21 protein-coding genes are annotated in these 22322 nt (G+C 43.0%); 12 read left to right on the forward strand and 9 right to left on the reverse strand.

Features of this window, described 5'->3' with window-relative positions:
• Window positions 1-993: a glycoside hydrolase family 43 protein gene (locus tag AC1DQW_RS22145; protein ID WP_477456055.1), complete on the forward strand. Its 993-nt coding sequence runs from the start codon at window positions 1-3 to the stop codon at window positions 991-993.
• A 153-nt stretch (window positions 994-1146) separates the two neighbouring features.
• Here the strand turns inward: AC1DQW_RS22145 and AC1DQW_RS22150 are convergent, their stop codons facing one another.
• Genes AC1DQW_RS22150 through AC1DQW_RS22160 form a run of 3 tightly spaced genes read right to left on the reverse strand, consistent with a single transcriptional unit; the run spans window position 1147 to window position 4925 of the window.
• Complete coding sequence (locus AC1DQW_RS22150; RefSeq protein ID WP_477456056.1) at window positions 1147-3297, reverse strand: xanthine dehydrogenase family protein molybdopterin-binding subunit; 2151 nt, start codon at window positions 3295-3297, stop codon at window positions 1147-1149.
• Between the two features lie 6 nt (window positions 3298-3303).
• Window positions 3304-4284, reverse strand: a complete 981-nt coding sequence (locus AC1DQW_RS22155) for an FAD binding domain-containing protein (RefSeq protein WP_477456057.1) — start codon at window positions 4282-4284, stop codon at window positions 3304-3306.
• On the reverse strand, window positions 4281-4925 hold the full coding sequence (locus tag AC1DQW_RS22160) for a (2Fe-2S)-binding protein (RefSeq protein WP_477456058.1): 645 nt from the start codon (window positions 4923-4925) through the stop codon (window positions 4281-4283). The genes AC1DQW_RS22155 and AC1DQW_RS22160 overlap by 4 nt, the downstream gene beginning before the upstream one ends.
• Window positions 4926-5069: 144 nt before the next feature.
• Here AC1DQW_RS22160 and AC1DQW_RS22165 point away from each other — a divergent pair, with 144 nt between their 5' ends.
• Complete coding sequence (locus AC1DQW_RS22165; protein WP_477456059.1) at window positions 5070-6338, forward strand: GAF domain-containing sensor histidine kinase; 1269 nt, start codon at window positions 5070-5072, stop codon at window positions 6336-6338.
• 98 nt (window positions 6339-6436) lie between these two features.
• On the opposite strand, the gene AC1DQW_RS22170 is transcribed toward AC1DQW_RS22165, so the two are convergent.
• The 4 genes from AC1DQW_RS22170 to AC1DQW_RS22185 form a co-directional block, all read right to left on the reverse strand.
• Window positions 6437-6826 carry an RNA recognition motif domain-containing protein gene (locus tag AC1DQW_RS22170; RefSeq protein ID WP_477401358.1) on the reverse strand — a complete coding sequence of 130 codons (390 nt, stop codon included), beginning with the start codon at window positions 6824-6826 and terminating at the stop codon, window positions 6437-6439.
• 419 nt (window positions 6827-7245) lie between these two features.
• Complete coding sequence (locus AC1DQW_RS22175) at window positions 7246-7698, reverse strand: GreA/GreB family elongation factor (RefSeq protein ID WP_477456060.1); 453 nt, start codon at window positions 7696-7698, stop codon at window positions 7246-7248.
• 430 nt (window positions 7699-8128) lie between these two features.
• On the reverse strand, window positions 8129-8926 hold the full coding sequence (locus tag AC1DQW_RS22180) for an alpha/beta hydrolase (protein ID WP_477456061.1): 798 nt from the start codon (window positions 8924-8926) through the stop codon (window positions 8129-8131).
• Between the two features lie 4 nt (window positions 8927-8930).
• Complete coding sequence (locus tag AC1DQW_RS22185; RefSeq protein WP_477456062.1) at window positions 8931-10049, reverse strand: alcohol dehydrogenase catalytic domain-containing protein; 1119 nt, start codon at window positions 10047-10049, stop codon at window positions 8931-8933.
• A gap of 286 nt (window positions 10050-10335) precedes the next feature.
• On the opposite strand from AC1DQW_RS22185, the gene AC1DQW_RS22190 reads away from it, so the two are divergent.
• From AC1DQW_RS22190 to AC1DQW_RS22235, 10 genes are all read left to right on the forward strand, one after another.
• A complete protein-coding gene (locus AC1DQW_RS22190; RefSeq protein WP_477456063.1) occupies window positions 10336-11931 on the forward strand; it encodes an alpha-amylase family glycosyl hydrolase in 1596 nt (531 codons plus the stop codon).
• A 50-nt stretch (window positions 11932-11981) separates the two neighbouring features.
• Window positions 11982-12269, forward strand: coding sequence for a dienelactone hydrolase family protein (locus tag AC1DQW_RS22195; RefSeq protein WP_477456073.1), 288 nt, complete (start codon window positions 11982-11984; stop codon window positions 12267-12269).
• Window positions 12270-12348: 79 nt separating this feature from the next.
• On the forward strand, window positions 12349-13323 hold the full coding sequence (locus AC1DQW_RS22200; RefSeq protein WP_477456064.1) for a hypothetical protein: 975 nt from the start codon (window positions 12349-12351) through the stop codon (window positions 13321-13323).
• A complete protein-coding gene (locus tag AC1DQW_RS22205) occupies window positions 13307-14437 on the forward strand; it encodes a glycosyltransferase family 2 protein (protein ID WP_477456065.1) in 1131 nt (376 codons plus the stop codon). The genes AC1DQW_RS22200 and AC1DQW_RS22205 overlap by 17 nt, the downstream gene beginning before the upstream one ends.
• A gap of 91 nt (window positions 14438-14528) precedes the next feature.
• Entirely contained in the window at window positions 14529-15728 is a 1200-nt protein-coding gene (locus AC1DQW_RS22210) for an ABC transporter permease (RefSeq protein ID WP_477456066.1), read from the forward strand.
• A gap of 38 nt (window positions 15729-15766) precedes the next feature.
• A complete protein-coding gene (locus AC1DQW_RS22215) occupies window positions 15767-17005 on the forward strand; it encodes a PP2C family protein-serine/threonine phosphatase (protein WP_477417253.1) in 1239 nt (412 codons plus the stop codon).
• 98 nt (window positions 17006-17103) lie between these two features.
• Window positions 17104-17700 carry a ribonuclease HII gene (locus AC1DQW_RS22220; protein WP_477456067.1) on the forward strand — a complete coding sequence of 199 codons (597 nt, stop codon included), beginning with the start codon at window positions 17104-17106 and terminating at the stop codon, window positions 17698-17700.
• A 55-nt stretch (window positions 17701-17755) separates the two neighbouring features.
• Window positions 17756-19015: a glycosyltransferase family 4 protein gene (locus AC1DQW_RS22225; protein WP_477456068.1), complete on the forward strand. Its 1260-nt coding sequence runs from the start codon at window positions 17756-17758 to the stop codon at window positions 19013-19015.
• A 59-nt stretch (window positions 19016-19074) separates the two neighbouring features.
• Window positions 19075-20157: a glycine cleavage system aminomethyltransferase GcvT gene (gcvT, locus tag AC1DQW_RS22230; protein ID WP_477456069.1), complete on the forward strand. Its 1083-nt coding sequence runs from the start codon at window positions 19075-19077 to the stop codon at window positions 20155-20157.
• Between the two features lie 67 nt (window positions 20158-20224).
• Window positions 20225-20977, forward strand: coding sequence for a 2-phosphosulfolactate phosphatase (locus AC1DQW_RS22235; RefSeq protein WP_477456070.1), 753 nt, complete (start codon window positions 20225-20227; stop codon window positions 20975-20977).
• 47 nt (window positions 20978-21024) lie between these two features.
• Here AC1DQW_RS22235 and AC1DQW_RS22240 read toward each other — a convergent pair whose 3' ends face one another.
• Together AC1DQW_RS22240 and AC1DQW_RS22245 are read right to left on the reverse strand one after the other, a co-directional pair.
• Window positions 21025-21879: a DUF4349 domain-containing protein gene (locus AC1DQW_RS22240; RefSeq protein ID WP_477456071.1), complete on the reverse strand. Its 855-nt coding sequence runs from the start codon at window positions 21877-21879 to the stop codon at window positions 21025-21027.
• 121 nt (window positions 21880-22000) lie between these two features.
• Window positions 22001-22321 (reverse strand): nucleotide pyrophosphohydrolase, encoded by a 321-nt coding sequence (locus AC1DQW_RS22245; RefSeq protein ID WP_477456072.1) that lies wholly within the window; start codon window positions 22319-22321, stop codon window positions 22001-22003.
• Window position 22322 lies beyond the last annotated feature (1 nt).

The raw sequence follows: 22322 nt of genomic DNA on the forward strand, positions 1-22322 counted from the left end.
ATGAGCATGTATAAAAAGGTGCTTTTAAACATGATACTGGGTGTAGCAATGGCTGCACCTGCTCATTATGCTTTTGCCCAGGACAAGAAAACATGGGGTAACCCGGTTGTTGAAGGCTGGTATGCCGACCCCGAAGCTAAAATTTTCAATAACCAATACTGGTTGTACCCCACCTATTCGGCTAAATATGATGAGCAGGTATACATGGATGCCTTTTCATCGCCCGACCTGGTGTATTGGACCAAACACCCCCACATTGTTGATACCAGCGGTGTAAAATGGGTTCGCCGCGCTTTATGGGCTCCAGCTGTTACCGAAAAGGATGGCAAATATTATATTTTCTTCGGTGCCAACGATATCCAGAACAATAACGAAAAAGGCGGCATAGGAGTTGCCGTAAGCGATAACCCTGCCGGTCCGTTCAAAGATTATTTAGGCAAGCCGCTGATAGACCAGATCATCAACAAAGCACAGCCAATTGACCAGTTTGTTTTTAGGGATGATAACGGCCAATATTATATGATATACGGTGGCTGGGGCCAGTGTAATATTGTTAAACTAAAAAATGATTTCACAGGCGTTGTTCCGTTTGAGGATGGCGTAACCTATAAAAAAATAACTCCCGAAGGCTATGTTGAAGGCCCGGTGATGTTCAAACGCAAAGGCAAATACTACTTTATGTGGAGCGAAGGCGGCTGGACCGGACCGGATTACCGCGTTGCATATGCCGTAGGCGATACGCCTTTCGGTCCGTTTAAACGTATAGCCACGGTGCTAAAACAAGATGCCCGTATTGCAACAGGAGCAGGTCACCACTCTGTGATCAATGTACCGGGTACTGATGAATGGTACATAGTTTACCACCGCAGGCCCTTAACAGAAACTCATGCAAACCACCGCGTAATGTGCATTGATAAAATGTATTTTGATAAGGATGGCATGATACAGCCCGTTAAGATCACTAATGAAGGTGTGGCGGCGAGGAAATTGTAAATGTGCGGATTTCAAATTTCAGATGTGCAGATTTCTTAACTCTTGTCAGGGGTAAGCTGCTTCAAGAACAAAACTTACCTTTAATTTAAAAAGGTAAGTTTCTATGGAACTTCTATTGCATAAAATAACGTCGTCCCTCGCAATGACAAAGCCTCATGCGATCACCTTATCGGGTGTAATAGGCAAATCCCTTACCCGTTTTCCACTGGCATTGTAAACCGCGTTGGCTACTGCAGCTGCCATACCAATAAGGGCTATCTCGGCCATACCTTTTGCACCCATTGGGTTAATGATCGGGTCGGGTTTGTTAACAAACAGGGCGTCAATCTGCGGGATATCGGCATTTACAGGCACATGATAATCAGCAAAGTTATTGTTGATATAACGGCCATAGCGGTGATCGATAACCGACTCTTCCATCAAAGCCATACCAATGCCCCCGATAGCGCCACCCACTACCTGGCTGCGAGCGGTTTTTGGGCTGATAATATGGCCCGAATCGGCCACAGATGCTACTTTGTCAATTTTAACCACCCCGGTTGCCGGGTTTACCAAAACCTTTACAAAATGCACCGACCATGAGCTCATGGCGTATTTTTCCCGCCCGCTACCGCCGCCTGTTATTGTAACAACTTCAAGCGAAGGCAGGTTGTGTTCTTTCAATATTTTAGCATAATCCGGGTTATCGGTACCGCCGTTGCCAATAAGTTTTTGGAATTTCTCTTTCAGATCGGCACAGGCCTGGTACACAGCAGATCCAACGCTTGCCGTAGTTGCCGAACCACCCTGGGTTGGCGCATTTGGCAGCGATGAATCTCCCAACTCAAACCGAATCTTTTCGGCTGGTATCCCCATTTGTTCGGCTGCTATCAAAACCATCGCCGTTCCTGTTCCGGGGCCAATATCGGTAACGGCGCTCTGTAACAGCAAAACACCATCAACATTCATTTTTGCCTTAATGGTGGCTCCGTCACGATAGGCCCCAAACATTCCGCCTGCCATACCGTAACCAACATACCAGCCATCTTTTTTAACAGACGCAGGCTCCTGTTTACGCTCGCTCCATCCAATATGGTCAGCACCTAACTGGTAGGCCTCATTCAGGAACTTGCTGGAGAATGGCTTGCCGCTTTCCGGGTCTTTTTCGGCATAGTTGCGCAGGCGTAACTCAACCGGATCGATCTTTAAACTATAAGATAGCTCATCCAGCGCCGATTCCAGCGCAAAAGAACCGGTAGCCTCGCCGGGGCCACGCATCCAGGTTGGGGTGGCAATATCCAGCGATACTAAATGATATTTCGTGTTCACGTTTGGGCAGTCGTATAAATTCTGGCTCACCCGCACAGACCCTTCCGTAAAGTTTTCGTAGGATGAAGTTTGCCCTGCCGCCTCATGGGTAATGCCTGTCAGCTTACCATCTGCAGTAGCACCTATACCAATTTTTTGCCATGTAAATGGCCGGTACCCTACCGAAGTAAACATATCTGCCCGGCTTAAAACCAATTTAACCGGTTTTTTTACCACTTTTGAGCCAATAACAGCAGCAACCTCGTGCGGCCAGGTACGCAGGGCACTGCCAAATGCGCCACCCACAAATGGCGAGTGTACCTGTACGTTTTCAACCGGGATCTTAAACAAACGGGCCATATCCTCCTGGGTTCCTTTAACTCCTTGGGTTTTATCCCAAACAGATAGTTTATTATCGGCATCCCAGCTGGCTATAATGGCATGTAGTTCCATTGGGTTATGGGTAACTGTAGGTACAATATACTCCTGCTCCAACTTAAACGGTGCCGATTTCCAGGCATCTGCGGTGCCGCGTTTATAGGTGCCATCGCCATGCGGCGCGAAACCTTTACTTATATTATCAGGCAGGCTGGTGCTGTGTTTATCAACATTATACTGTGCTTTTACTAATCCCGCGCCAAACAAAGCACGCTCAAAAGTATCGGCAATAACCAGGGCAATGGGTTGACCATTGAAATAGATCTTATCGTCATAAAAAACCTTAAATGCACCTTTGGGACGGGCAGGCTTGCCACTTTCCGGCTGATCGCCGGGTACCTTTGGCGCGTTTAAATGGGTAATTACGGCAAGCACTCCCGGCGCATTCCCGGCAGCCTTGATATCAATTGAAGTTATAGAGCCCTTAGTGATGGTGCAGCCCACCAAAACCCCGTAAGTTAAACCTGCCGGCGTATATTCTGCCGAGTATTTAGCCGCGCCGGTTACTTTTAACCGCCCGTCTATCCGGCTCATGCCTTCTGCTGATGTTGGCATAGTTGAGTTGATCGCTTTTTTCATAGGATGTTAAACTAAGCCTGCTGCATGTTTTAAAGCCTCGGTTATGGTAGCCGGGGCAAGTTTTAATTTAAACGAATTGTTGCCATAGCCTTTGGCCCCCTGCATGGCTAACTGCGCCGCCTGCTCAAAGTTTTCTCCGGTTGCTTTTTTGCCTATAAGTGATTTTTCGGCATCAAACAATCGCCATGGTTTGTGGGCAACACCGCCCATTGCTAAACGGGCATCTTTAATAACGCCATTTTCGATATCAAGGGCGGCAGCTACCGAAACCAATGCAAAGGCGTATGATTGCCTGTCGCGTATTTTTAAGTAGTAGCTATTTTGGGCGAGGTTGTTATCGGGGATCTCTATACCGGTAATCAATTCATCTTTACCCAAATGATTATCCAGTTCGGGATGATCTCCCGGCAGGCGGTGAAATTCGGTAAATGGCAAGCGGCGCTCACCTTTTTTACCGGTAATTATCACGGTCGCATCAAGCGCGGCAAGGGCAACGCACATATCGCTTGGGTGCACTGCTATACATTGCTGACTGGTGCCAAAAATGGCATGCATCCGGTTAATGCCTTCCATAGCGCCGCATCCTGTGCCCGGTGTGCGTTTATTGCAGGGCATGGTTACATCATAAAAGTAACCGCAGCGGGTACGCTGCATCATATTACCCCCCACAGTTGCCATATTGCGCAGCTGCGGCGATGCCCCTGCTTTAAGCGCCATGGCCAAAAGTGGATGTTTTTCGGTTACCAGGCCGTTTTCTGATACAACACTGTTAAGTGCCAGGGCACCTATATGTAATGCTGTTTTTGTAACCGCAATACCTTTTAAGGGCAAATGATTAATATCCACCAGTTTATCAGGAGCGGTAACGCCCCGTTTCATCAGGTCGACTAAATTAGTCCCGCCTGCTATAATCTTTGTGCCGGGTTTGCTGATAACGTCCAACACCCCTTGTTGTGTGGCCGGGCGAACGTATTGAAACTGTTTCATACTTTCATCCCTCCATCTTTTACTTCCTGTATGGCATTTACTATATTAGGATAAGCGCCACAACGACAAATATTGCCGCTCATATATTCCCGTATTTCATGCTCCGAATTGGCATGCCCCTCGCGGATGCATGCTACAGCCGACATGATTTGCCCGGGTGTGCAGTACCCGCATTGAAAACCATCGTGTTTTATAAAAGCTTCCTGCATGGGGTGCAGCTGATCGCCCTTGGCAAGCCCTTCAATAGTGGTGATCTTTTTACCGTTCATCATTATGCCTAATGTTAAGCATGAATTTACCCTATGCCCATCCACATGTACGGTACATGCGCCGCACTGGCCATGGTCGCAGCCTTTTTTGGTGCCGGTAAGGTCAAGCTGCTCACGTAAAATATCAAGCAGGGTTGATCTTGGTTCAACAGATAAACTTTGCAACTTTCCGTTTACCTCCATTTTCAAAGGCATTTTTTCAAAAACTGCGGCAAACTGCTCGTCCACATGATCGGCTGCTGCTTTAATAGCTGTCCCGGGGGTAAGGGCAATCGCGGTAAGCAGGGTAGATTGTTTCAGAAAATTCCTTCGCGAACTGTCCTTTACATCCTGCCCCTCATCGGGCGCGGTACAAGGTTTTTTGCTTTCCATAATAATTGGCTTTTTGGAATTGTCAAGTTAAGCATTTTTGGTAAAAAGCATTAGTAGGTCATAAATGTTTTACAGACGGCATGTTCCTGGCTTGCATAACCTTAAAACCCCCAATGCCGTATAAACACATAACCAATTAATTATATGCTAACTCCCCCAATCCCCGAAAACGAAATGGATAGGCTAATGAGCCTGTCGGAATTTGATTTGGATTACTCCGCGCAACAGGATAATTTTAAAGACCTCACCAAACTGGCAGCCAAGGTTGCCGGTACAGAAATGTCGCTGGTAAACCTGATAGACTCTTATACCCAATGGACAATATCAACCCACAACATGGAACTTGAGCAAATGCCCCGCGAGGAATCGGTTTGCCAGTACCTGCTTATGGGAAATGAAAACATGGAGGTGGCAGACCTAAGTGCTGACGAACGCTTTAAAGACAGGCCTTACGTTACCGGCGGGCCACACCTGCGTTATTATTATGGTATCCCCCTAAACGTAAACAACCACAATATCGGGGCGCTTTGTGTAGTTGATCAGCACGCCGCAAAAACACTCAACCCAGAGAAGATAGAACTATTGAAAATAATTGCCGGCGAAATTGTGAACAGGTTTAACTATATGAAGGTTATTAACGACCTAAAAAGCAATTTATCAGAAGCCCGGCAAACGCAAAAGAAAGTAGCCCACGACATCCGCGGACCATTAAGCGGAATTATAGGACTGGCCAAATTAATACAGGAACAGGGTGAAGATAATCAGATAGAGGAGATCATGGAGTTTATGAACCTGATTCATAAAAGCGGAAGATCAATACTGGAACTTGCCGATGAGATATTGAGCGCCGATAAAAAGGATAAAAGCTTGCCCGAATTAAAAGGCAATGAATTTAACCTGCTGGTATTTAAAGATAAGCTGGAAAAACTTTATGTGCCCCAGGCCATGAACAAACATATCAGTTTTACAGTAAACACTTCGTCTGAGTCGGAAACTATTCCTTTTTCGAAAAACAAATTACTTCAGATAACAGGCAACCTGATTTCTAACGCTATAAAGTTCACGCCTGATCATGGTACTGTAACCGTTGATTTGAACCTTGTAGAAGATGAAGACGCGAACGTACTGCAGATAAAAGTAAAAGATTCGGGAGTGGGCGTGAATACCGATGTAATTGCAACTATACTGCAGGGCAATGCCACATCAAGCAATGGCACAAGCGGCGAAAACGGCTATGGTTTTGGCCTGGCCCTGGTGAAGCACCTGGTAGAAAGCCTCAACGGAACGTTTAATATTACATCAACGCGGGGCGGTGGCGCCACTTTTGAGGTAAGGCTACCGCAGCCTTCCAAAACAGCAAAAACAGGGCAAGTAAACAGTATTTTGGGTAAAATAACCACACAGCAGGTATAAAACCCACTAAACTATTTCCAAAAAAAACGCGTAAGCCGATATATTATCTAAAGTAAAGCGCCAGGTAAAACTACCCGGCGTTTTACTTTAATTATAATTTACCAACGGCTACCGCCGCCGCCGCCTCTGTTATCTTTTGAGTAGCCACCGCCACCGCCGCCACGGTTACCGCCGCCGCCATAGCCGCCACCGCCGCCGCGATTGCCACCATAACCGCCACCACCGCCGCTTCTGCGATCACTTGGTTTTTTATCTTCAGCCTGGCTAACAGCAATTGACCTGCCTTTAACATCTGATCCATTTAAGGCAGTGATGGCTGTTTGTGCAGCTTCATCGTCAGCCATTTCAACAAATCCGAAACCTTTGCTTCTGCCAGATTCCCTGTCAATAATAATTTTTACAGTGCTTACTTCACCGTACGCTTCAAAAAGTTCTTTTAAATCGGCTTCCTCTAATTGAAAAGGAAGGCTTCCTACAAATATGTTCATCAATCTTTAATTTATAAAAGGCAAGGTTATTTAATTGCCCAGTTTTGTTAACATCAAATATAGTAATAGATATTTGATGATTACTGCATGATTTGATGAATGGATGGTTTTATTTTCAAAAAAAGTTAATTTTTATTGATTTTAGGTTAAAAACGTGCTCATTTTGGCGATAAAATAAAGGATTTAAACAGGTTATCATTTAATTAAGGGTTTAATAATTAAATCCATTTACAAAACCGGCACCATTTATTCCATTAAAAACATGTAAATAAATAAGTTTTTATATTTCTGCGGTTAATAGCCCGACCAACGTTTTTAAAATAATATTCTATAAATTTTGCGGCAGGGGCAGGTAGAAATAAGAGTGAGCGTGGCAACTTTTATGGGGATCTATTTTATACCCTTTAAGCGCATGATACTTAGCTTACCGATTCAATAGTATATAATTTACCATTCAATGTAAAGCTATCACCCTTTTTTTTGCCATTAAGTTTAAGGCCTACAGGTGAGCCGGGAGAAACAGCGAAATAAGTTTTACCTGCAAAGGGTAAACTACCGGCGCTGATGGCAAGGTAAAAATTTCCATTATTAGTAGCTATCACACTACCAGGCCCCGCAATAGTTGATGTGCCGCCGGTGCTGATACGGTTTAAGGCAACCATAAGTTTATTAGCTTCATTTAACTGGGCCAGGTTGCGGTTGGTTTCCTGCTGCATCATGGCGCGCCCGGTTTCGTATTTATCGCCGGCGCTGCTTTTGGTATCATTGTTTGATGCTTTTTGAGCTTCCTGGATAGCCAGCTCGGCAGCATCCATGCTCCTGCGCACATGGGCTACACATAAATCATATAATTCCTTTTTCAGATCGCTCATTGAGGGTTAACCGGTGCAGGGTATTTTTGCAGGCTACAAATAAAGCAATAATTGATGAGGATACCAGGTACAGAATCTCTTTATATATAGGCTTAAAAATAAAAGTCCCCTTGCACTCGCTGCTTGGGGACTTTAAACCTAAACCTTATCACTATTTGCAGGTTAGAACCTACAAAGTAGTTAAACGTTCAAAATAGCAACATTGGTATATGGCCCGCTGCCTAATTGACAAAAAAATGATAATTCCAAATACAAACACATCACAATACACTAGATATCAGCATTTTATATTTTCATTAATTTTATTTCGCTTTTTATTTTGTTATCAAAATATCAATAATTGTTGTTAAAATATCAGCCATTTTTATCCCTTGGGCCAAGGCAAAAGGGTTAATGGCATTAACCGCAGGGGCCCGGGCAACCTGGCCGGTTATAGATGGCTTGCAAAAAACTTTAAAGTAGTTATAACATGCTTTGACCAGTACGACCATTCATGCCCGCCAGCGTATTCCTCATAAATATGCGGGACACCCTCCTGCTCCATTTTTTTATGCAGATCGCGGTTGTACCTTAGCAACAGGTCGTTTGTGCCGCAATCAAACCTCACAGGCGGCAATTGCTGCCTGTAATATTTAAAGGTTGCAAAAACATCTTCGTCAACCGCATTATCCTGCGCATAGTATTTTAAAGGCTCTTCAACAAAAAGCTTGATCTGGGGCAGGCTGGTAATTGACGACATACCGGATATTGCCCTAAACTGTTGCCCATATTTGGCACCGATACGCAAAGCGCCAAAACCACCCATAGACAGGCCCGAGATAAACAGGGGCGAATCTTCTTTTGCCCCATTAATATTTTCCCTTACAACTGCAGGCACATCCTCCGCTATCCATTTTTCGAAATTATATAAACTGTGCTGTAAAAAACCAGATCCGTCACCCCAAAGCCCATCAGATGGCATGGCCAATATCATAGGTGGCAGCTCACCCGCATTTATCAATTCATTCAATTTTAAATGCACTCCCGCATTATAGGCCCAGCTCCATGCGCTGCTATAAACGCCATGTAACAATATTACAATGGGTAAGGTAGCCGTTGGTTTTGTCCCCGGCGGAACGTATACGCAAATATCACCCCGGCCTTTAAGGTTGGGGGTTTTTACAGTAATAAAACGTAAACCATTATTTTCAAACTGCGGGTTTGATAACTTTGTTGTTTTAAAAGGCATATTTTTAGTCGAAAACAATAACTCCTTTGGCGTTTCTGCCGTTTAGCATGTCATCAAAAGCTTTATCAAGTTCATTTATTTTATAAGTGCGTGTAATCATTTCTTCCAGCATCAGATCACCTTTTTCGTAATGTTGTACAATCTGCATAAAATCAATCTGCGGGCGGCATTTGCCGTATAGCGGATTGATGTAAATTTTATCCCATTCAAAAAGGCGCATATCAATAGTAATATCCTGCTCAATTCCGCTCACTTGTACAGCAGTACCCGCATTGCGCACCATCGCCAGCGGCGCGGCGCCTAACTCCGGGATAGCCGTGCATTCAAAAGCGTAATCAGCGCCCCGGTTATTGGTCATGCTTTTTACCTGTTGGGCCGCCAGTAATAACCCTGTATCCGCTTTGTCGGCCAAAAGGGTATGGGTTGCTCCAAATTCGACAGCCATTTTTAAACGGTTTGGGTTGATATCTATGGCGATGATCATGCCGGCCCCGGCTATTTTAGCGCCCTGGATCACGCTAAGTCCAACACCACCGGTACCAAGCACCACCACCGATGCCCCTATTTTTACTTTAGCGGCATTCAGCACCGAGCCATAACCTGTCATTACTCCGCAGCTTATGATGCTTGCCGCCGGGAACGACATGTTTACAGATACATTTTTTACTAATGCGGATGCTTTTACTAATGTGTATTGGGCAATGGTACCTATATTGAATGAACGTAAAACAGGTTGCGCGTTAAAAGTTGTGCCCGATGGATCTGCGTGGCCGGGCGTATAACCATTCCCTCCGGCTGCTACCGGCGAAGCTATCTCGCACAGGTGCTGGTTGCCTTCTAAGCATTGAAAGCAATGCCCGCAGTGCATGGCCCAGTTTAATATCACTTTATCCCCGGGTGCCAAATCCCTAACCCCACTACCTGTCTTTACAACAATACCTGCACCCTCATGCCCAATAATAAGCTGCCTGCCCCAGTTCAGCGAGTCGTGATCGGTATGGCAAAGCCCGGCGGCCATTATTTTTACCAGCACCTCATCGGGCTGCGGATCATGAACTTCAATATCCTCAATAGTAAAACTTCCGTGGCCATTGGTAATGGCTGCTTTGCAGATAATAGCCATGTATGGGGTTATTGTTTTAGCAGGTGCTTTTGCGGCCTAATTAACTTATTAATTTACATTAAATCAAGCCTGCAAATTGTACAAACAATTAAAGTATTATTAACGTACAAAAATAGGACTACAACTTAAGCCAAAACACAGCAAAACTGGCCAATAAATGGCGTATATAATCCGTATGTCGGTAATAAATGCGATTTTTAGGGATAAGATAAGCCATTTAATATACTATTTACTCATTGTATTTTAGAGATCATTTCAGTTGTTTTAGGGTCCAATTATAACATCTATGAAAATAAAAAAAACCGTTGTGCTTGCCTGCCTGCTTTGCATTGCACTATCTGCAAACGCTGCACGGCCTCATCCTAAACAAGTGGGGAATAAAAATGGCAACGACGACGAGATCATATACCATGTTTTTCAACGGAGTTTTTTTGATAGTAACGGTGATAGCCATGGTGATCTGAACGGCATTCGCCAGAAACTGGATTACCTGCAGGAACTGGGTGTAACTTCCATTTTGTGCACCCCACTTTATGAGTCGATTTATTACCACAATTATTTTGCTATTGATTTCCAAAAGATCGATCCTAAATACGGCACGCTGCAGGATTACCTGGCGCTGATTAAAGAACTGCATAAAAGGGGCATGAAATTTTATATGGATATGGAAACCCAATACGTTACCGAGGATTCCAAATGGTGGAAGGATGCATTCGGCAACCCAAAATCCGAGTATACTGATTATATTATCTGGGACGACAAGGAGAATAAAAAGCCATCAACCATAGTATATAATTTAACCGAATTAAAAGGCTATGATGGTGTAACCCATAAAATTACCACCGCCAATTTAAACAGCGAAAAATCAAAGGAGTACAATTTTAAACTATTCAGCTACTGGCTGGATCCTAATAAGGACGGCAAGTTTGACGATGGCGTGGATGGTTTCCGGCTTGATCATATGATGGATAACCTGGATAATAAAGGTACACTCCCCCATTTGTTTGATACTTTCTGGAACCCTTTATTAAGCAAGCTAAGAGCCATAAACCCTAAAATAAAAATAGTTGCCGAGCAGGCCAACTGGTTCGGCTTAGGTTTGGAATATTTGGAAAAGGGCGGCGTTGACCGCGTATTTGGCTTGAGACTGGCGTTTGCCATCCGATCGTTCAGAAAAGATCTGCTGTTAGCCAATGCCGATTCAACCCTTGCTATGAACCCGGCCGGCAAGCAACAGGTAGTATTTATTGAAAACCATGATGTACCCCGCTTTAGTACCGCTGTTAAAGGCGATATGGGTAAATTAAAAGCAGGCTGTGCGCTTAACCTGCTGATGGGCGGCATACCAGCTATTTACTACGGCCAGGAATTGGGCATGACAGGCACCTCCGCCAACTTTGGTGGAACCGATGCCAATGAAATTCCAGACAGACAAGCCTTTGAATGGTATGCATCAGCTAAAGGTAAAGGAATGGCTTACTGGTACAAACAAACGGGCCCATATAAAGACCATTTTAATGATGATAAACCCAACGACGGAATATCCCTTGAGGAAGAAAGAAAAAAAACCAATTCGCTTTTTAATTATTATAAAAAGATGATCCACCTGCGCAAATCCAATGCGGCTATAGTTAAAGGGACTTACAAAACCCTCAGTAATAATAACGACCAGGTATTTTCGTTTATCCGGCAGTACGGGGACAAAGCGGTTATAGTGGTTGTTAATCTATCGGATAAAAATCAGGCATCAAGTGTTGAGGCGAGTGGGTTACCTGGGAAAAAGACAGGTAGTTTTATTGGGACGAGCACTGCAAATCTAATTGATGGTAAAATTGCCGTTGACTTAGGAGCATATGAGGTTGCTGCCTGGACGGTTGAATAATTAACGCTGATGGCTGGAGCCTGCAAACCAGCTTACTGGCCGGTAAAAAACTGGTCGGCTGCGTAATGTATTATGGCATGCCCGAGCAGAATATAGCGCGCTTAAAAACTTTAAATGCCGATGTGCTGGGCAACTTTGCAAATAAAGATCAATGGATAAACCCCAAAGTAGTTGCTAAATTTAGCACAGATATGAAGGCCGCCGACAAAAAGCTGTACCTGCACCAATATGATGCCGACCACGGTTTTGCCAACCCCAGCACCCCCGCTTATAACAGCGACGCCACCCAGGATGCGTATGCCAATACTATTGCATTTTTAAAAGCCCGATTAAAATAAACAAAAGTATTTATGTTGTGTTGTATGGGGCGAGGTAATCCTCACCCCATTTTTCGTAACATTGTAAAATTTTATCTTTTTGACTACTTCTACAAAAAAAATAGTTTCCTATTTACTTAAGGCCAGTATAGTAATTGTAGCTGCTTTGTTTATTTACAGGCAGTTCTCCAAAAAAAGTGATGACTTAAAAGCATTTGAACTTTTAGCATCGCATTTAAGCATCACCCGGGTAATAATAACTATGGGTATTATTGTTATGCTAATGTTTGTTAACTGGTTTTTGGAGGCTTTAAAATGGCGCTATGTTACCAAAACACTTATTGATATAACGCTGTGGGAAGCAATAGAAGCAGTTTTTTGCGGCCTTACCTGGGCAGTAACAACACCAAACAGGATTGGCGAATATGGTGGCCGGGTAATGTTTTTACCCAACCGAAAACGAATTCCGGGCATTTTTGCTATGAGCGTGGGCTCATTTAGCCAGGGTACCGTTACCAATGTTTTAGGCGCGTTATCCATTATATGGTTTATATTTACTTATATACATGCAAATTCTTTGCTGCCTGTAAGTATCATGGTTTTGGGGGCAATTTTAGCAACCATTCAGTTAATCATTTATTTCCATATAAAGTGGGTGGTTGACCTGTTTGATCATATCCCGCTGGTTAAAAAATATCACCGTTTTTTTGCAATCATGGGTCAGTATAAAACCCATCAGCTCATTAAAATTATAAGTTTCAGTGTTGCCCGGTATGCTACCTTCTCGTTGCAGTATTATTTGGTATTCCAGATGCTGATACCGCAGATCCCTGTTTTCTCTATGTTTATGATGTTGATGCTGTTTTTTTTTATATCATCAATGGTGCCCTCTCTTGATCTTTTCGACATTGGTGTACGTGGTTTTACAGCATCGCACCTGTTTGTTTATATAACCGATCAAAAATTCGCCATAATAGCCGGTGTATCTTCTATATGGCTTATAAATTTATTTATTCCTGCTATTTTAGGCTCTTTATTTGTATTTAAACTCAAATTCTTTGATCGCAACGCTTAGTATAATTTCGTTATTTTTAACAGGGCTGTACCTGTTACTTGTTATTTATTTAATTAAAGGTTGGTTTAATATTAAGGTAGTTCCTTTTACAATCGCCAATTTTAACACAAAGGTTACCATACTCATTGCAGCACGTAATGAGGCCGAAAGGATCCATTTAACCATTGAGGATATTTTGGCACAGGAATATCCAAAACACTTGTTAGAGGTTATTATTGTTGATGATCACTCTACTGATGATACAGCTGCTATCATCAGCAGCTATGCACCTCACGGAATAACCCTGCTTAAACTGAATGAGGATAAGCCCCTTAACTCCTACAAAAAGAAGGCAATAACCGAAGCCATAAGATTATCATCGGGCGATTTAATGGTAGCCACCGATGCCGATTGCCGCATGGGGAGCAAGTGGCTATCATCCATAGTGGCTTATTATGAAAGCCAGAACCTGGTAATGGTTTCGTCACCGGTAACTTTTTTTGAAGAAAAATCGGTATTTGAACTGATGCAAACCCTTGAGTTTTCTTTTCTTATTGGCATTGGGGCTGCATTTATTGGCAATAACAAGGCATCAACCTGTAATGGCGCTAATTTGGCCTACCGTAAGGACATATTTAATGAGGTTGGGGGCTTTATGGGGATTGACGACGTAGCATCGGGCGATGATGAGTTACTGCTACAAAAGATAGCGGCGCGCTACCCTGGCCGAATTGGCTTTTTGAAACAAACAGATGCTGTTGTATACACCCATGCAAAGCCCACCTTAAAGGAGTTTTTGCAGCAGCGAAAGCGATGGGCATCAAAATTTACAAAGTATAAGGATAAAAAAATAGTAGCTATTGGTTTGTGCTTCTGGCTTTTTAATGTATCAATATTACTAAACGCCTGCCTGGGTTTTTATGATATTTATTACTTTAAACTTTTCCTGGTGCAGTTTTTATTAAAATACCTGTTTGAGGCTGTTTACCTGCTACCGGTTACTACTTTTTTTAAACGTGGATACCTGGTAAGCCTGCTTATTATAACAATACCCGCACATGTAATTTACCTGATTTTGATGGGCTTAATAGGCAGCAACAAAAAGTACCAGTGGAAAGGCAGGGAGGTAAAATAATGCCCGTTTTTAATATCAATGTAATTTGTATAACGCTAATTGCTTATTGCACCTATTTAAACGATATTTAGCCAAAAAGAACTATTAACTATTGGCCCAGCTTACTCCCTCAAAACAAACGTGGATTGCCTTTAAGCGTAATAAAATTGCTATGGGCGGGCTCGCTTTTATAGCGGTTACGATTCTTGTAGCCTTATTGGGATACCTGGTGCTGCCCGATAAAACTCCGCATGCAAATAATATGACCATTCAGCTGAGCATTAAAAAGCCGGGAGCAAAGTTTATGATGCTGCGGATCCGCAAAAGCGAACAGGTTGATACGGCGGGCTTCTTTGGCAGGATGCTTTTTGGACAGTCGTCATTTTATAGGGAGCTGCCCATTACCGGATACTACTTTAAACAGGATTCTATTTACGTAAACGAATATATTGGTGATGAGGATAAGCCAGATAAAAAGGCGTATAATATTTTTGAAGTAGTGAATGGAATTAAACCCCGCTATCGTTACGGCATGGTATTATTAAACCCTGCCATCTCCCTAAAAAAAACCGCCGAGATATATAAGCACTTTGGTGATAAAATAAAAAACGAACAAATAACCACCAGGACCTATTGGCTTGGCACCGATATTTATGGCCGCGATATGCTGAGCAGGTTGCTGCTTGGCACCCGTATTTCGCTGGCAGTTGGCTTAATGTCGGTTATTATTAGTATGCTGTTGGGGGTAACCATTGGGGCTATAGCAGGCTACTTTGGCGGCTGGGTGGATGCCGCGCTTAGCTGGCTGATGAATATATTATGGTCGTTACCGGCCTTGCTGCTGGTTATTGCCATATCGTTTGCCCTTGGCAAAGGGTTATGGCAAATATTTATTGCGGTTGGTATGTCAATGTGGGTTGAGGTAGCCCGCCTGGTACGCGGACAGGTAATGAGCCTTAAACAGGTTGAATATATTGAAGCCGCACGTGCATTGGGCTTTAGCAATACCCGTATCATCACCAAACATATTTTACCTAATATAACCGGCCCTATGCTGGTATTGGCCTCATCAAACTTTGCATCGGCTATATTACTCGAAGCCGGGCTAAGTTTCCTGGGCTTTGGCGCACAGCCACCTATACCCACCTGGGGTGGTATGATTAAAGAGCATTATGGATATATAGTGATGAACTCGGCTTACCTGGCTATTATTCCGGGCCTTGCTATTATGCTTTTAGTATATGCCTTTAACCTGGTTACCGTTGGGCTACGCGATGCCTTCGATATAAAATCACAAAGTACACGCATTTGAAAATATTTTTTCTATTTTAGTCAGCGTACTAACAACAAATGCAATATATAGACGATAGTTCTGGCGAAGACGAATTAATCAGGCTGTTGCTGAAGCGACAATCAGAGTTAAACTCATTATTGGAGATTACCAGGGCCATTAATAAAAACACTGCCACCCCCATACTTATTCAAATGCTTGAGGTTATACTGCAAAATTACCTGCAGGTGGGCAAATTGCGTTTCCTTATTGAAAAAGAGGGTAAGTTTGTGTGCATCTCAAAATATGGCGGCGATTTGGAATCGTCAATGGCCTTGAGCAAGGCATGCAATAAATTAAGCCGGGTAAAATCACCTATCGCGATAGCCGACCACATAGATCTTCTCTTACGCAAGTACAATTATTTTATCCCTATATACCATAAAAGCCGGGCATTGGCCTATGCCCTTATAGGCGATTTTGATACATCCGGCGAGATGTTGGGCAACGATCTTAACTTCATTCAAACCCTGATGAATGTGATAGTTGTGGCCCTGGAGAATAAAAAGCTATTTCGCGAACGCTTACAGTCCGAACGTTTTCAGCGCGAAATGGAGCTGGCGGTGGAGGTGCAAAACATGTTGATTCCACTAAAATTCCAAAAGGATGATAGTGTGGAAATTGGTGCAAAGTATTTACCACATCAAAACATCGGCGGCGATTATTTTGATTTTATCCGCCTGAACGAAAATGAATTTTTGTGGTGCATCGCCGATGTATCTGGCAAAGGAATCTCGGCCGCGTTGCTGATGGCCAACTTCCAGGCGAGCTTACATGCCTGGGCCGCGGTGGAGGGCGACCTGACCAATATTATCGATCGTCTTAATAAAATAGTACTCAATAATACCAAAGGCGAGCGCTTTATAACGCTTTTCCTGGCCCGTTATAACCAAAAGAAACGCAAGCTTAATTATATTAATGCTGGTCATAATCCAACCATCCTGTACTCCGATGGAGAGGCCATACCATTAAAACTGGGCACTACCATGATAGGTGTTTTTGAAGAACTCCCTTTTTTAAATGAGGGTGAAATTGATATGGAGCCCGGCAGCCTTATTGTAAATTACACCGATGGCCTGATGGATTTTGAATCTACCAGCCATAAGGTTTGGAACGAGGAAAAACTGCTTGATTTTGTAAAAGCCCACGGCAACCTATCGCCCGATAATTTCAATGGCGCCCTTTTAGATCATCTGAACCTGGTGCACAAAAGTAAACCGATAGATGATATCACCCTGCTTACCTTAAGGATCTTTTAAATACGGATAACTTTAGCCAAAAGCTTTAATGCCGGATCAAAATTAAATTCCCAATCCTTTCTTGATACTTACAACCTGATACAGTTATCTTTGCACAGATGTTAGCAGCCAGGTACCAATATGAATTGATTGAAGCAGGGTGCGACGAAGCAGGTCGCGGTTGCCTTGCCGGGCCTGTATTTGCTGCAGCCGTTATACTCCCCCATGATTTCGACCACCATTTATTGAACGACTCGAAGCAGGTACCAGAAGAAATAAGGTATCAGTTACGTACAGAGATTGAGAAAAAAGCTATAGCTTTTGCTATTGCATCGGCCGATAATTTTGAGATAGACGAGATCAATATCCTCAATGCATCTTTTCTGGCCATGCACCGCGCCATCAAAAAATTGCATATCGCCCCACAGTTTTTGATCATTGATGGCAACCGGTTTAAAAAATATCCAAACACCCCGCATGAGTGTATCATTAAGGGCGATGGCAAGTATTTCAGCATTGCTGCGGCATCTATATTAGCTAAAACCTACCGTGATGACTATATGCTGCAAATCGCTGCCGAGCACCCGGAGTATGATTGGCATAGCAACAAAGGCTATCCAACCATAAAACACCGCGAAACGGTCATGAAAATTGGCTTTACGCCATATCATCGTAAAACTTTCAGGGTAAGCGATCCGCAGCTAAGTATTTTTTAAAGATACTTTGATAACCACTTTCTGGATGGTATTTTTGTGACAAACCATCAATCATTTGAAAATTCTTATTTTAACACATCGTGTCCCATTTCCGCAAAATGGCGGGTATGCCATAGTGGTGTGCAATACCATTAAAGGATTGATTGCGTTAGGGCACAGTGTATCGCTGGTATCATTAAATGCGCAAAACTACAATGGCAACTCCCACCCAAAAGATGAGCTGCAGGATAAAATAAATTATACCTCGTACAAAATCAACATCAACATATCTATGGTTGATGCGGTAGTGAACCTGTTTAATAAAAAATCAAATAATGTTGATCGTTTTTATGATGCCGAATTTGAAAAGCTGCTAGTCCGCGAATTGAAGAACACTGCGTATGATGTTATTCAGTTCGAAGGTTTATTTGTTACTCCTTACCTGGCATCTATACGCAGGTTTTCTAAAGCTAAGCTTATTTATCGCTCGCATAATATTGAGCACCAGGTTTGGCAAAGGCTGGCCCAGCAAAAAAGCGATCTGTTTAAAAAATGGTACCTGCGCATGCTGGCCAAACGCATTAAAGATTATGAACTGGAGCAGCTTAATAAATTTGATGCCATAGCAGTATTTACATCCGAAGATAAGATCACCATCTTATCCTACGGAACCACCATCCCGGTAGAGATCTTCCCAGTTGGTATCGATTTAACCCGTTACAACCCAGATTTAAGCAAAACCGAATTCCCGAGCCTTTTTTTCCTCGGATCACTGGATTGGCTGCCCAACCGTGAAGGAATAGAATGGTTTATTGATAATTTTTATAAGGACCTGACCGAAGGCGATCTGCGCGTTAAATTTTACGTGGCAGGCCATAATATCCCCGAGCGTTATGATGACTATGAGGTGATGGGCAAAATATTTATCCAGGGCGAAGTTGATGATGCCTTTGAGTTTGTGAACAGTAAAGCCATAATGATAGTTCCGCTTTTGTCAAGCGGGGGGATGCGGGTGAAGATTGTAGAAGGCATGGCTATGCAAAAATGCATCATATCTACCTCATTAGGGGCCGAAGGCATCAACTTTACCAATGGTGCCAATATTATGATTGCTAATAACCAACAGGAGTTTTACGAAGCGATTGAACGCTGTATTACCGATGAGGAATTTTGCTGTAATATAGGTTTAAACGCCCGTAAACTGGTAGAGCAGCAACATGATGTAAACAAAGTAACCAGGGGGCTGGTTAAGTTTTATCAAAATTTGGGATCATCCCCAGAAACCTCCCCGGAAAAGATCGTTGCAAAAAAGTCTCCACAACCCGGGGAGATTTAAAAGCTACCGCTTATTTCCCCCGGGAAATAATTACTTTTGCGGCTTATTATACAGTTTGCATGAAGAATACTGCTTTAACCGATATCCATATAAAAACGGGCGCCAAAATGGTACCCTTTGCCGGCTACAACATGCCCGTACAATATGCCGGCATAAATGCCGAACACGAAACCGTACGCAAGGCTGTTGGCGTATTTGACGTGAGCCATATGGGCGAATTTATTTTGAAAGGTGATAACGCGCTCGACCTGATACAAAGGGTTACAAGCAATGATGCTTCAAAACTGTACAATGGCAAAGTACAATACTCGTGCCTGCCAAATGAGGATGGTGGTATAGTTGACGATTTGCTGGTTTATCGTATTGACGAGAAAACCTACATGTTGGTGGTTAACGCATCAAATATTGATAAGGACTGGAACTGGATCTCAAAATTTAATACAGCAGGCGTTGATATGAAAAACATATCCGATCGTACCTCGCTGCTGGCCATTCAAGGCCCTAAAGCTGCCGAAGCCCTGCAAGGCCTTACCGATATTGACCTGGTATCGATGGAATACTACACTTTTAAAAAGGGAACATTTGCCGGTGTTGATAATGTGCTGATCTCGGCTACGGGTTATACCGGCGCGGGTGGTTTTGAAATTTATTTCGAAAACCAATATGCAGAGCAAATCTGGGATGCTATTTTCAAGGCAGGTGAACCATTCGGCATAAAGCCAATTGGTTTGGGTGCCCGCGATACTTTACGTTTAGAAATGGGTTTTTGCCTGTACGGTAACGATATTGATGATACTACTTCGCCTTTAGAGGCTGGTTTGGGCTGGGTAACCAAATTCAATAAAGATTTTACCAATGCCGAAGCGCTGCAAGAGCAAAAACAAACCGGTGTAAGCAAAAAGCTGATAGGTTTTGAAATGATAGATCGTGGTATCCCACGTCATGATTACCCTATTGTTGATGCTGATGGTAATAACATAGGCAAGGTAACATCAGGAACACAATCCTATTCATTGCAAAAAGCCATAGGCCTGGGCTATGTAAAAACCGAATTTGCCAAAGAAGACACCGAAATTTACATCAGCATAAGGGATAACAAGGTAAAAGCAAAGGTTGTAAAACCGCCTTTTTATAAAGCCTAAGCCCCCTAACCCCCTGAAGGGGGAACTATAAACAATAGTTTCTCTTTCAATTACTAATTTAAAAACTATGTCAAATAATACCGATACCCAAACTCCCCATTCAGGGGGTCGGGGGGCACACGTTTGCCTTACTCCTGCTTTAATACCGCTCTTCAGAGTTGAAGAGCACATTGTAGTGGTTATTGATATTTTCAGGGCAACATCATCTATATGTTATGGTATTGAAAATGGCGCTGAGGCTATTATCCCGGTATCACAGGTTGAGGAGTGTTCCGCGTATAGAGAGAAAGGGCTGGATTACCTTTTGGCAGCAGAACGCGACGGAAAAGTAGTTGATGGTTTTGATTTTGGCAATTCGCCATTCTCCTACGCTGCCGAAAAAGTAGCCGGAAAAACCATAGTGCTTACTACCACCAACGGCACCCATGCCCTGCATTTATCGCGCGCAGCCAAAAGAATTGTAATTGGCTCGTTCCTTAACCTTACAGCGCTTAGCGACTGGTTAAAAACGCAGGACGAAAACATATTGCTGGTGTGCGCGGGCTGGAAAAACAATTTCAACCTGGAGGATACCCTGTTTGCCGGTGCCGTTATTGAACAATTAAAATTAAACGGCTTTGAGCTGGATGATGCCGCCATCGCCGCAAACGACCTTTACCAGTTAGGCAGGCACAACATTAATGATTACCTTAAAAAAACATCCCACGGCGAGCGAATGAAAAAATTAGGCATCGAAAAAGATATTGAGTTTTGCCTGCAGGTAGATATTACCACCGCTATCCCGGTTTTGGATGGTGAGCGCTTGGTGAAATTGGGGTAAGTTATATTCAATAATGAATATCATGCAGGTGCAGAAAAAGGCAGAACTTAGGCTGCCTTCTTCACCCTTTTCTTTCTCCACCTTTTAAATATCCAATAAAAAATAATAGCTATAAATATAATGGGCCAAATCATAACTGTGTTAAAAAACAGGCTTTGCAGTATGTTCCAACCATCATAAACAGCGGTTTTAAATTTATAACTAAATGCCTCGTCGGCAATCTGAGCTGTTTGTTTATTGTAAAAAACAATATCCAGCGAGCTATAGGCAACCTGCCTGCTCAAATAATTCAATTGCCCCTGGGTCGATTCTATATCGGTTCGGATCTCGGAAAGCTTATCCTCAATCTGTAAAAGGTCGCTTGTTTTGGTCGATTTCTTGAGTAGCTCCAGGTAACGGCTTTCGAGCAGTTGCTTGTTTTTAAGTTGGGTGGCTATATCAATAAACTCGGTAGTAACATCTCTTCTGCGAATATTTTTGGTATCGATATGGTCGGCATCTGCAGATAATGCCTCCAGGAACGTGTCGAAATTTTTGGAGGGGATCCGAATTTTCAGATCATATTCTTTCTGATTGTTATCACTATTTGTAGTTTCATTTTCTTCGGCAACATACCCGCCAAAGCTTTTTAATGAACTAACTATTTTTTCCCTGGTGGCTTTCAAATTCCCCGCCTGGAAACGGATCTCACCTTCCTTTATTATCTTTTTAGATGTGTCAACGGTTTCTTTGCTATCAGGCGCTTTTTTGTCGTAGGCTTTTTCATAAGCGGCTTTGCTTTGATTTGCTGATGGTGGGAGGGCCAACGTCATATCCGCTGCCACTTCTTTCTGTTTTACATCTTTATGTCCACAGGCAGAAAACGTCAATAATAAAATAAATGAAATGAGATAAATTTTCATAATAAGGTAATTTAGTTATTGATAATAAACGAAATGCGCCTTATTATATTATGCAAATTCAAAATAAACAAAATTTAATTTTGTTTATAGCAAATAAATCAATGCATAATTTCAAAAAACATCATTTCAGCTTCTCATTATTTCTGTGCCGGTCGGCATCACGGATGCTTTTCTTTTCCATATTTTTTTCCAGCGCATCCGTAAGGTCGATACCGGTTTGGTTAGCCAGGCATATCAGTACAAACAGCACATCTGCCATTTCATCTGCCAGGTTAACCTCCATATCCGATTTTTTGAATGATTGCTCACCATACTGCCTCGCCATAATGCGGGCCACCTCACCCACTTCCTCCATCAAAATAGCCGTATTGGTAAGTTCATTAAAATACCTGATACCCATGGTATTTATCCACTTATCTACAAGATGCTGCGCTTCTTTAATT

Source organism: Mucilaginibacter sp. P5_A4 (genome assembly GCF_056400605.1).

Bases quoted from the DNA above. Each gene is read 5' to 3' on its own strand.
- AC1DQW_RS22180 (WP_477456061.1), bottom strand. From the start codon at position 8,926: ATGCCTTTTAAAACAACAAAGTTATCAAACCCGCAGTTTGAAAATAAT.
- AC1DQW_RS22160 (WP_477456058.1), bottom strand. From the start codon at position 4,925: ATGGAAAGCAAAAAACCTTGTACCGCGCCCGATGAGGGGCAGGATGTA.
- gcvT (WP_477456069.1), top strand. From the start codon at position 19,075: ATGAAGAATACTGCTTTAACCGATATCCATATAAAAACGGGCGCCAAA.
- AC1DQW_RS22175 (WP_477456060.1), bottom strand. From the start codon at position 7,698: ATGAGCGATCTGAAAAAGGAATTATATGATTTATGTGTAGCCCATGTG.
- AC1DQW_RS22155 (WP_477456057.1), bottom strand. From the start codon at position 4,284: ATGAAACAGTTTCAATACGTTCGCCCGGCCACACAACAAGGGGTGTTG.
- AC1DQW_RS22190 (WP_477456063.1), top strand. From the start codon at position 10,336: ATGAAAATAAAAAAAACCGTTGTGCTTGCCTGCCTGCTTTGCATTGCA.
- AC1DQW_RS22215 (WP_477417253.1), top strand. From the start codon at position 15,767: ATGCAATATATAGACGATAGTTCTGGCGAAGACGAATTAATCAGGCTG.
- AC1DQW_RS22235 (WP_477456070.1), top strand. From the start codon at position 20,225: ATGTCAAATAATACCGATACCCAAACTCCCCATTCAGGGGGTCGGGGG.
- AC1DQW_RS22145 (WP_477456055.1), top strand. From the start codon at position 1: ATGAGCATGTATAAAAAGGTGCTTTTAAACATGATACTGGGTGTAGCA.
- AC1DQW_RS22220 (WP_477456067.1), top strand. From the start codon at position 17,104: ATGTTAGCAGCCAGGTACCAATATGAATTGATTGAAGCAGGGTGCGAC.
- AC1DQW_RS22170 (WP_477401358.1), bottom strand. From the start codon at position 6,826: ATGAACATATTTGTAGGAAGCCTTCCTTTTCAATTAGAGGAAGCCGAT.
- AC1DQW_RS22165 (WP_477456059.1), top strand. From the start codon at position 5,070: ATGCTAACTCCCCCAATCCCCGAAAACGAAATGGATAGGCTAATGAGC.
- AC1DQW_RS22185 (WP_477456062.1), bottom strand. From the start codon at position 10,049: ATGGCTATTATCTGCAAAGCAGCCATTACCAATGGCCACGGAAGTTTT.
- AC1DQW_RS22240 (WP_477456071.1), bottom strand. From the start codon at position 21,879: ATGAAAATTTATCTCATTTCATTTATTTTATTATTGACGTTTTCTGCC.
- AC1DQW_RS22150 (WP_477456056.1), bottom strand. From the start codon at position 3,297: ATGAAAAAAGCGATCAACTCAACTATGCCAACATCAGCAGAAGGCATG.